The sequence below is a fragment of the Pseudomonas sp. AGC41 genome (assembly GCF_057334555.1).
Window position 1 is genome coordinate 12288 of the sequence record NZ_JBHFJB010000090.1, and the last position, 10045, is coordinate 22332.

Consider the following 10045-nt stretch of genomic DNA (forward strand, 5'->3'; position numbering starts at 1 on the left):
CGCCCCCACAAGGTTCTCGATGTTCTGGCAACTCACCACAGGTCAATCCCATGTCCCTCCCCTCCTTTGTACGCTTGATCGAAGTCGGCCCCCGCGACGGCCTGCAGAATGAGTCCCAACCCATCAGCGTGGCGGACAAGGTGCGCCTGGTGGACGCCTTGAGCGATGCGGGCCTGGGTTACATCGAAGTCGGCAGTTTTGTCTCGCCCAAGTGGGTGCCGCAGATGGCCGGTTCGGCCGAGGTGTTTGCGCAAATCCGGCGCAAACCTGGGGTAACCTATGGCGCCCTGGCACCGAACCTGCGGGGTTTCGAGGACGCATTGACAGCCGGAGTCAAGGAAGTCGCGGTGTTCGCCGCGGCGTCCGAGGCGTTTTCCCAGCGCAACATCAATTGCTCCATCAAGGAAAGCCTGGAACGCTTCGTACCGATCATGGAGGCGGCGAAGCACAACGGCGTCAGCGTGCGCGGCTACGTGTCCTGCGTGCTGGGCTGCCCCTATGAGGGCCAGGTCAAGCCCGAGCAGGTCGCGTGGGTCGCTCGGGAGCTGTACGCCATGGGCTGTTACGAAGTGTCCCTTGGCGACACCATCGGCACCGGCACCGCCGGCGCAACGCGCAGAATGTTCGAGGTGGTCGGCGCCGACGTGCCCCGGGACAAACTCGCGGGACATTTCCATGACACCTATGGCCAGGCCATGGCCAACGTCTACGCCAGCCTCCTGGAAGGTATCGCCGTGTTCGACAGCTCCATCGCCGGCCTGGGCGGCTGCCCTTATGCCAAGGGCGCCAGCGGTAACGTCGCCACGGAAGACGTGCTGTACCTGCTCAACGGCCTCGGCATCGAGACCGGCGTGGACCTGGATGCGCTCATTGCAGCGGGCGAGCAGATCTGCGACGTCCTGGGTCGCTCGAGCGGCTCTCGTGTGGCCAGGGCCCGCCTCGCGCAGTGAGGTGTTACCGCCCCGTTTGTAACGGGGCCGAAACGAGTAACACGGAAACAATTTGTCTGGAATCGTCCTGCAGGGTTTTCAGCGATAAAAATTAACTAATTGATTTAAAAGGATTTTATAAAGTTGGCACGACACCTGCTATATCTCCAGCACAACAAGAATAAAAAAAAGCGACAAACCTAATAAAAACAAGACGAAACGACTCTGACATAACAAAAACAACACGGCAGAGACGCAGCTAACAGATTTTTTTGGAGAAGATGTGCTTTTCAGGGTGCTTCCAGGAGCAACCCGCAACCGGGCAGAGAATAATAAAACTACCTCCAGGTAGCTCCCGGATCGGTTGGATCGCAAGGCGAAAACGCAGATCAGCGCTCAAAAAAATACGTTTGCTCTTGATCCCGGATGGGGATCGCCAAAAACAGCGGTAAAGGGTCACGGCTGCCAAAAACAACAACAGGCCGCCCCTCAATAATAAAAAAAGAGCACGCGACGACAAAATTAAAGGGGAGCTTCGGCTCCCCTTTGTGCTGTCTGGAGTTTGGGTTTTCCCTCGACCGATCTTCACGCTGACCAACTGAGCGATCCAAGTTGACGTTAACGTAAAGAGCGATTGACAGTCATTGCCCGCGCGCTTACGTTAACGTAAAGGTGAGCGCCCCCCACGGCTCCCCGCACCCGACAAAAAATCCAAAAGGTGTCCCATGAGCTACCCATCCCTGAATTTTGCCCTCGGCGAAACCATCGATATGTTGCGCGACCAGGTGCAATCCTTCGTCAAGGCAGAGTTGGCGCCTCGGGCGGCGCAGATCGACATTGACAATCTGTTCCCCGCCGATATGTGGCGCAAGTTCGGCGACATGGGCCTGCTGGGCATCACCGTCCCGGAAGAATATGGCGGCGCTGGCCTGGGTTACCTGGCCCATGTGGTGGCGATGGAAGAAATCAGCCGCGGCTCGGCCTCGGTCGCCCTCTCCTACGGCGCCCACTCCAACCTGTGCGTCAACCAGATCAATCGCAACGGCAACCATGAGCAGAAAACCAAATACCTGCCCAAGCTGATCAGCGGCGAACACATCGGCGCCCTGGCCATGAGCGAACCGAACGCCGGCTCCGATGTGGTCTCGATGAAACTGCGCGCCGACAAACGCGGCGACCGCTACGTTCTCAACGGCAGCAAGACCTGGATCACCAACGGGCCTGACGCCAACACCTATGTGATCTACGCCAAGACCGACCTGGAAAAAGGCGCCCACGGCATTACCGCGTTCATCGTCGAACGCGACTGGAAAGGCTTCAGCCGCAGCAACAAGTTCGACAAGCTCGGCATGCGCGGCTCCAACACCTGCGAGCTGTTTTTCGACGACGTCGAGGTGCCGGAAGAGAACATCCTCGGCGCACTCAACGGTGGCGTGAAAGTCCTGATGAGTGGCCTCGACTACGAACGCGTGGTCTTGTCTGGTGGCCCGACCGGGATCATGCAGGCGTGCATGGACCTGATCGTGCCCTACATTCACGACCGCAAGCAGTTCGGCCAGAGCATCGGCGAATTCCAGCTGATTCAGGGCAAGGTCGCCGACATGTATACCCAGCTCAACGCCAGTCGCGCCTACCTGTATGCGGTGGCCCAGGCCTGCGAGCGCGGCGAAACCACGCGCAAGGACGCCGCCGGGGTGATCCTCTACAGCGCCGAACGCGCGACGCAGATGGCCCTCGATGCCATCCAGATTCTGGGCGGCAACGGCTATATCAATGAATTCCCGGCCGGGCGTCTGCTGCGTGACGCCAAGCTGTATGAAATCGGCGCCGGCACCAGTGAGATCCGACGGATGCTGATCGGCCGCGAACTGTTCAACGAAACCCGCTAACGGAGCTGACCATGGCCACGCTGCACACTCAGCTCAACCCACGCTCACCGGAATTCAGCGCCAACCGCGATGCGATGCTCGGCCAAGTCGAGGCCCTGCGTACTTTACTCGCCCACGTCCAGCAAGGCGGCGGAGCCAAGGCCCAGGAACGGCATACCTCACGGGGCAAATTGCTGCCCAGGGAACGCATCAATCGCTTGCTCGACCCGGGTTCGCCGTTCCTGGAGATCAGTCCGCTGGCGGCTTACGAGGTGTACGGCGAAGACGTTCCGGCCGCCGGCGTGATCGCCGGGATCGGGCGCGTGGAAGGCGTCGAATGCATGATTGTCGCCAACGACGCGACCGTCAAAGGTGGTTCGTATTACCCGCTGACGGTGAAAAAACACCTGCGCGCCCAGACCATCGCCCAGCAGAACCGCCTGCCCTGCATCTACCTGGTGGACTCCGGCGGTGCGAACCTGCCGCGCCAGGACGAAGTATTCCCCGACCGTGAGCACTTTGGCCGGATCTTCTTCAACCAGGCCAACATGAGTGCCCAGGGCATTGCGCAGATTGCCGTGGTCATGGGTTCCTGCACCGCTGGCGGCGCGTACGTGCCGGCGATGGCGGACGAGGCGATCATGGTCCGCCAGCAGGCAACGATTTTCCTCGCCGGCCCGCCGCTGGTAAAAGCGGCGACTGGAGAAGTGGTCAGTGCCGAGGACCTGGGCGGTGCCGATGTGCACTGCAAGATTTCCGGTGTCGCCGACCATTATGCAGACAGCGACGAACATGCCTTGGCGTTGGCCCGCCGCAGCGTGGCCAACCTCAATTGGCGCAAGCTCGGTGATGTGCAGCAACGCGCGCCCATCGCCCCGCTGTATTCGAGTGAGGAACTGTACGGCGTGGTTTCAGCCGATGCCAAGCAACCATTCGACGTGCGAGAAGTGATCGCACGTCTGGTGGACGGCTCGGTGTTCGATGAATTCAAAGCCCTGTTCGGAACGACGCTGGTGTGCGGTTTCGCCCACTTGCACGGCTACCCAGTCGCCATCCTGGCCAACAACGGCATCCTGTTTGCCGAGGCCGCACAAAAAGGCGCGCACTTCATCGAACTGGCCTGCCAGCGCGGGATACCGCTGCTGTTCCTGCAAAACATCACCGGGTTCATGGTCGGCCAGAAATACGAAGCCGGCGGCATCGCCAAGCACGGCGCAAAACTGGTGACCGCCGTGGCCTGCGCCCGGGTGCCGAAATTCACCGTGATCATCGGCGGCAGTTTCGGCGCCGGTAACTACGGCATGTGCGGCCGCGCCTATGACCCGCGCTTTTTGTGGATGTGGCCGAATGCGCGGATCGGCGTGATGGGCGCCGAACAGGCGGCCGGCGTACTGGTGCAGGTCAAACGCGAACAGGCCGAACGCAGCGGCCAGTCGTTCAGCGCAGTTCAGGAGGCCGAGATCAAGCAACCGATCCTCGACCAGTACGAAGAACAGGGGCATCCCTATTATTCCAGCGCGCGGCTGTGGGACGACGGCGTCATCGATCCGGCGCAGACCCGCGATGTGCTGGGCCTGGCCTTGTCCGCGTCGCTGAACGCGCCCATCGAACCGAGCCGCTTCGGCGTGTTCAGGATGTAACCGGGGAACGTCCATGAATCATTACAATACGCTCCAATTGCAGACGGACCCGCGCGGCTTCGCCACCTTGTGGCTCGACCGCGAGTCGAAAAACAACGCGTTCAACGCCGAGATGATCCGCGAGTTGATCCTCGCCCTGGACCAGGTCGGCAGCGATCCGAACCTGCGCTTCCTGCTGATCCGTGGTCGCGGCAAACACTTCAGCGCCGGTGCCGACCTGGCCTGGATGCAGCAATCTGCCGAACTCGATTACCACACCAACCTCGACGACGCCCGGGAACTGGCGGAGCTGATGTATAACCTGGCCAAGCTGAAAATCCCGACTCTTGCCGTTGTCCAGGGCGCGGCATTCGGCGGCGCGCTGGGTTTGATCAGCGCCTGCGACATGGCCATCGGCGCCGATGATGCGCTGTTCTGCCTGTCTGAAGTACGCATCGGCCTGGCGCCGGCGGTGATCAGCCCATTCGTGGTGCAGGCCATCGGCGAACGCGCGGCACGACGTTACGCCCTGACGGCTGAACGTTTCGGTGGGCAACGGGCCAAGGAAATCGGTTTGCTGTCGGACAGTTACCCGGCCGAGACGTTGGATGAACAGCTCGGCAAGTGGATCGAAAACCTGCTGCTCAACAGCCCGGCGGCCATGCGCGCCAGCAAGGAACTGCTGCGCGAAGTCGGCAACGGGGCACTGACCCCGGCGTTGCGCCGCTACACCGAAAATGCCATCGCGCGGATACGGGTCAGCCCTGAAGGCCAGGAAGGCCTGCGGGCGTTCCTGCAAAAACGACCGCCGAGCTGGCAAACCGAGTCAGACAACAAGGAGCCGCGTCGATGAGCGCCCCTGTCCTCAGTACCCTGTTGGTCGCCAACCGCGGCGAAATCGCCTGCCGCGTCATGCGCACAGCCAAGGCCATGGGCCTGACCACCGTTGCGGTGCACAGCGCCACCGACCGTGACGCGCGTCATAGTCGGGAAGCCGACGTGCGTGTCGACCTGGGCGGCAGCAAGGCGGCTGACAGCTATCTGCAAATCGACAAACTGATCGCTGCGGCGCAAGCCAGTGGCGCCCAGGCCATTCATCCAGGCTACGGTTTTCTTTCCGAGAATGCCGGGTTCGCCAGGGCCATCGAAAATGCCGGGTTGATCTTTCTCGGCCCACCCGCCCCGGCCATCGAAGCCATGGGCAGCAAGTCCGCCGCCAAGGCCTTGATGGAAACCGCCGGCGTACCACTGGTACCCGGCTATCACGGTGAAGCCCAGGATCTGGAAACCTTTCGCGCCGCCGCCGAGCGCATCGGTTATCCGGTGCTGCTCAAGGCCACGGCAGGCGGCGGCGGCAAGGGCATGAAGGTCGTCGAGGAGGTCAGCCAACTGGCCGAGGCATTGGCCTCCGCGCAGCGTGAGGCGCAATCGTCGTTCGGCGACGCGCGAATGCTGGTGGAAAAATACCTGCTCAAGCCACGCCACGTGGAAATCCAGGTGTTCGCCGACCGGCACGGCAACTGCCTGTACCTCAACGAACGCGACTGCTCGATCCAGCGTCGCCATCAGAAGGTCGTGGAGGAGGCACCGGCGCCGGGCCTGAGCCAGCAATTGCGTCGGGCGATGGGCGAAGCCGCCGTACGGGCGGCCAAGGCGATCGGCTATGTCGGCGCGGGTACGGTGGAGTTCCTGCTGGATTCGCGAGGCGAATTTTTCTTCATGGAAATGAATACCCGGTTGCAGGTCGAGCATCCGGTGACCGAAGCGATTACCGGGCTCGACCTGGTGGCCTGGCAAATCCGCGTTGCCCAGGGCGAGCCGTTGCCGATCACCCAGGAGCAGGTGCCGCTGCTCGGTCACGCCATCGAAGTACGTCTGTACGCCGAAGATCCGGCCAATGATTTTCTTCCGGCTACAGGCCGCTTGTCGCTGTATCGCGAGTCGACCGAAGGTCCAGGCCGCCGGGTAGACAGTGGTGTTGACGAAGGTGACGAGATATCGCCCTTCTACGACCCGATGCTCGGCAAGCTGATTGCCTGGGGGGAAAACCGTGAACAGGCACGTTTGCGGTTGTTGGCGATGCTCGACGAGTTCGCCATTGGCGGGCTGAAAACCAACATCGGCTTTCTCCGGCGCATTGTTGCTCATCCCGCCTTCGCGGCGGCGGAACTGGACACCGGTTTCATCCCGCGTTACCAGGCGCAATTGTTGCCGGAGCCCGGCGAACTGGATGACGATTTCTGGCACGCTGCGGCCCAGGGTTTCGCCTTGAGCCTGACGCCGGTTGTCCGCGCCGATGACAGCAACTCGCCGTGGGCCGCTACCGCCGGGCTGCGCCTGGGGCTGCCAGCGGAAATCACCCTGCACTTGAGTTGCGATGGCCAGAATCGCGCCGTGACTCTGGATGTTGCTGGTCGCGGCGCCGAGCTCAGGGGCGAGCACTTGATCATCGAGCACAACGGTGTGCGCCGCGAACATCGAGCCATTCGCCACGGCGACAGTCTCTACATGCAATGGAAGGGCGATCTGTATCGAGTCGACTGCTACGACCCGCTGGCCGCGGCCGAGGCCAGCCACAGCCAGCAGGGCGGCCTGGTCGCGCCCATGAATGGCAGCATCGTTCGGGTGCTGGTGAGCGCTGGCCAGGCGGTGGAAGCCGGCGCGCAACTGGTGGTGCTGGAGGCGATGAAAATGGAGCACAGCATCCGCGCGCCCAAGGCTGGCGTGATCAAGGCGGTGTATTGCCAGGAGGGAGAGATGGTCAGCGAGGGCAGCGCGCTGGTGGAACTGGAAGAATAGAGATTCGGCCCGGTTGCCGGGCCGATCCCGTCAGAACCTGATGGTTGCCTGCACGACCACGCCGATAATGCGGCATTGGTCGGTAAACAGGGTTTTCGGATAAGTCGGATTGAGCGGAACCAGGTAACGCTGCCCGCTCTCTTCCATCAGCTTGCGGAAAGTCGCTTCGCTGCTGCCTGGCAATCGTGCAATCACCAGTTTGCCGGGCACCGCTTCGATCGCCGGGTCGACCAGGATCGACATGCCTGCAGGAATGCTGAGCCCGCTCGGCGCCGTCATCGCATCCCCCACCACCACCAGCCAGAACGCCTCGCCCCGTGCATGGTAGTCCGTCAGCTCATAGCGCCGCTGGCCGTAATCAGCGGCATCCTCTTCGCGAACGAGACCGATGTCGCGCCAGTCACTGACTGGGTAGCGAAAGTACGGGTTGTACTTCTGTGCCAGGGCCATGCCCTCGTCGGTGGAAATGTCCGGCTCGCGGATCACCATTGCCACCTCGAGGAATTCCAGCCCCAACTCCTGCAGCACCCTGTTCATGTCTCCGAGACTGGGTTGTCGGCGCTTGGTCAGCCAATGGCCGACCCCTCCCTGAGACATACCCAGACGCTCTGCGAGCACCACTTGCGTGATGTGCTGCTCCTTCATCCTGGCCTTGACCAACTCTATCCATTTATCCATGAGCGGCACGATACGTGGCTGACGCCCTCCAGCAAAACACAAGTTGTAGTATTTAAATTATCGTCACAATTACGTTGAGTACTAATCTGGAATGAGGATTTCCAAACCTGCACGGAGAAAATCGACATCATGGACAAGCCCAACAACGATGAGCCCGCAGCCCCCTCGAACAACCCATTTTCCTCGCTTCAAGATTGCCCTGCGGCCAAACGAGCCCTGGACCACTACCTGAAACCGGATATTGCCGATCCGGCGGAACATCGCTTCTTCGACGCCAACAAAAGCATCAGTGGAGAGGAAGCGCTGGTTCACGCTTGCGACCTGCTGCGTTGTGCAGCCGCCACCGCTCAGGAGTCTGCCAGCCGATTGAACGGCCCGAGCCGTGACCTGGCGTTGTCGGTGGTGCATATGATCGATTTGGCCAAGGTCATGCTCGACCGGACCCTGGATGGCTATCCGGCGCGCTAGCCGCAACGCTTGAAATGACGCCGCGAATGCGGGCCACGAGAAACAATTTCCAATTGAGGCAATAAAAACATTTGACTTGCAAATGATAATGATTATTATTGCATCAGCTGGTCGCGAGATCAGTCGATAGGCCAGAGGACCTTAGGTCGGACCTCTGGAATATCTCCTCATCAGGCTAATCACGGTTTTTGACCCGGCTTTTTGCCGGGTCTTTTTTTGCCGATTTTTCGGCTTATGGCTTCAGGCTAATGAAGTCTTTGGATGCTGCTGCTTCGATGACGGCGATGATAACAAACGCACTTCGCTCACCAAAGCTTCTGCGCCGCAGCAGAGCGAATGAACGACAGGCAGCACTTGAGAATCATTCAGGGACTGTCTAATCTGCTGCTGCGTCCAGGGAGGGCGCCCCCTTTCTTTTCATGACGCCAATCGTCCCGGTTCGCTCGTCCTGCGTGTAAAGTAACGGCCACAAGATCTCTACCGGAACCGTGACCGTGGCTAAATCTTCCTTTGATATCAGCGCCAACTTCGACAGTGGCAATATTGACGTCGTGGACATCAGCAACCCATTGCAGTCGCTGCTGAAAATCAGACCAGACACCCGCAGCGGGCATTTCCAATGGTTTCATTTCAAGGCCAGTGGCCTGCACGTCGGCCAGGAATATTCTTTCCGCCTGCTCAACGCCAGCCAATCGTCCTACAACAAGGCGTGGACAGGCTACCAGACCGTCGCGTCCTACGATCATGTCAACTGGTTCCGTATTCCTACGCAATTCGAGGGCGACGCCCTGCGCTTTCATCTGGAAGCCGAACAGCCCCACGCCTGGTTTGCCTATTTCGAACCGTACAGCCGCGGCCGCCACGACTGGCTGATCGAACAGGCGCAGCACAAGGCCGGTACCGAACTGCTGGCGACCGGCAAAAGCGTCGAGGGCCGTGATATTCAATTGTTGCGCAAAGGCAGCGGTGCCGAGGGCCGACGCAAGATCTGGATCATTGCGCAGCAGCATCCCGGCGAGCATATGGCCGAATGGTTCATGGAGGGTGTAATCGAACGGCTCCAGCATCAGGACGACGCCCAGCTGAACCGTTTGCTCGCCAATGCCGATCTGTACCTGGTGCCGAACATGAATCCGGATGGCGCGTTCCACGGGCACCTGCGCACCAACGCGATGGGCCAGGACCTCAACCGGGCCTGGCAGAGCGCCAATACGGAAATCAGCCCCGAGGTCTATTTCGTACAGCAGCAGATGGAAAAGTACGGCGTCGATCTGTTCCTCGATGTCCACGGTGACGAAGAGATACCCCACGTCTTCACCGCCGGTTGCGAAGGCAACCCTGGCTATACGCCACGCATCGCCGGACTCGAAGAGCGCTTTCGCAGCCACCTCAAGCACCAGACCAAGGACTTCCAGATCGCCCGCGGCTACACCCGCGACGAACCGGGCCAAGCCAACATGACCTTGGCCTGCAACGCCGTCGGGCAAAAATATGATTGCCTGTCCCTGACCCTGGAAATGCCGTTCAAGGACCACGACGACCACCCGAACCCACACACGGGCTGGTCCGGCAAACGCTCAATGCAACTGGGCAAGGACGTGCTGAGCACGGTCAAGGACATGGTCGACGAGTTGCGCTGAAATTCCCCGGCGCCCCACTCCTCGGGGGGGGGGGGGGGGGGGGG

The 10045-nt window shown here is 60.8% G+C and carries 8 protein-coding genes; 7 read left to right on the top strand and 1 reads right to left on the bottom strand.

Annotated elements, in window-relative coordinates:
- Positions 1–50 precede the first annotated feature (50 nt).
- From ACE04F_RS16500 to ACE04F_RS16520, 5 genes are all read left to right on the top strand, one after another.
- On the top strand, positions 51–950 hold the full coding sequence (locus tag ACE04F_RS16500) for a hydroxymethylglutaryl-CoA lyase (protein ID WP_486108319.1): 900 nt from the start codon (positions 51–53) through the stop codon (positions 948–950).
- Between the two features lie 704 nt (positions 951–1654).
- Entirely contained in the window at positions 1655–2818 is a 1164-nt protein-coding gene (locus ACE04F_RS16505; protein ID WP_305500136.1) for an isovaleryl-CoA dehydrogenase, read from the top strand.
- Positions 2819–2829: 11 nt separating this feature from the next.
- Positions 2830–4437 carry a carboxyl transferase domain-containing protein gene (locus ACE04F_RS16510; RefSeq protein ID WP_486108322.1) on the top strand — a complete coding sequence of 536 codons (1608 nt, stop codon included), beginning with the start codon at positions 2830–2832 and terminating at the stop codon, positions 4435–4437.
- A 13-nt stretch (positions 4438–4450) separates the two neighbouring features.
- Positions 4451–5269: a gamma-carboxygeranoyl-CoA hydratase gene (locus tag ACE04F_RS16515; RefSeq protein WP_486108324.1), complete on the top strand. Its 819-nt coding sequence runs from the start codon at positions 4451–4453 to the stop codon at positions 5267–5269.
- The gene (locus tag ACE04F_RS16520; protein ID WP_486108326.1) at positions 5266–7215 is read left to right on the top strand and encodes an acetyl/propionyl/methylcrotonyl-CoA carboxylase subunit alpha; all 1950 of its coding nucleotides are present in this window, start codon (positions 5266–5268) and stop codon (positions 7213–7215) included. The genes ACE04F_RS16515 and ACE04F_RS16520 overlap by 4 nt, the downstream gene beginning before the upstream one ends.
- Positions 7216–7245: 30 nt before the next feature.
- On the opposite strand, the gene ACE04F_RS16525 is transcribed toward ACE04F_RS16520, so the two are convergent.
- Positions 7246–7893: a LexA family protein gene (locus tag ACE04F_RS16525; RefSeq protein ID WP_486108328.1), complete on the bottom strand. Its 648-nt coding sequence runs from the start codon at positions 7891–7893 to the stop codon at positions 7246–7248.
- Between the two features lie 129 nt (positions 7894–8022).
- Here ACE04F_RS16525 and ACE04F_RS16530 point away from each other — a divergent pair, with 129 nt between their 5' ends.
- Together ACE04F_RS16530 and ACE04F_RS16535 are read left to right on the top strand one after the other, a co-directional pair.
- On the top strand, positions 8023–8361 hold the full coding sequence (locus ACE04F_RS16530) for a DUF6124 family protein (RefSeq protein WP_486108330.1): 339 nt from the start codon (positions 8023–8025) through the stop codon (positions 8359–8361).
- Positions 8362–8849: 488 nt separating this feature from the next.
- Complete coding sequence (locus tag ACE04F_RS16535; RefSeq protein ID WP_486108332.1) at positions 8850–10001, top strand: M14 family metallopeptidase; 1152 nt, start codon at positions 8850–8852, stop codon at positions 9999–10001.
- The last annotated feature ends 44 nt before the right edge of the window (positions 10002–10045 follow it).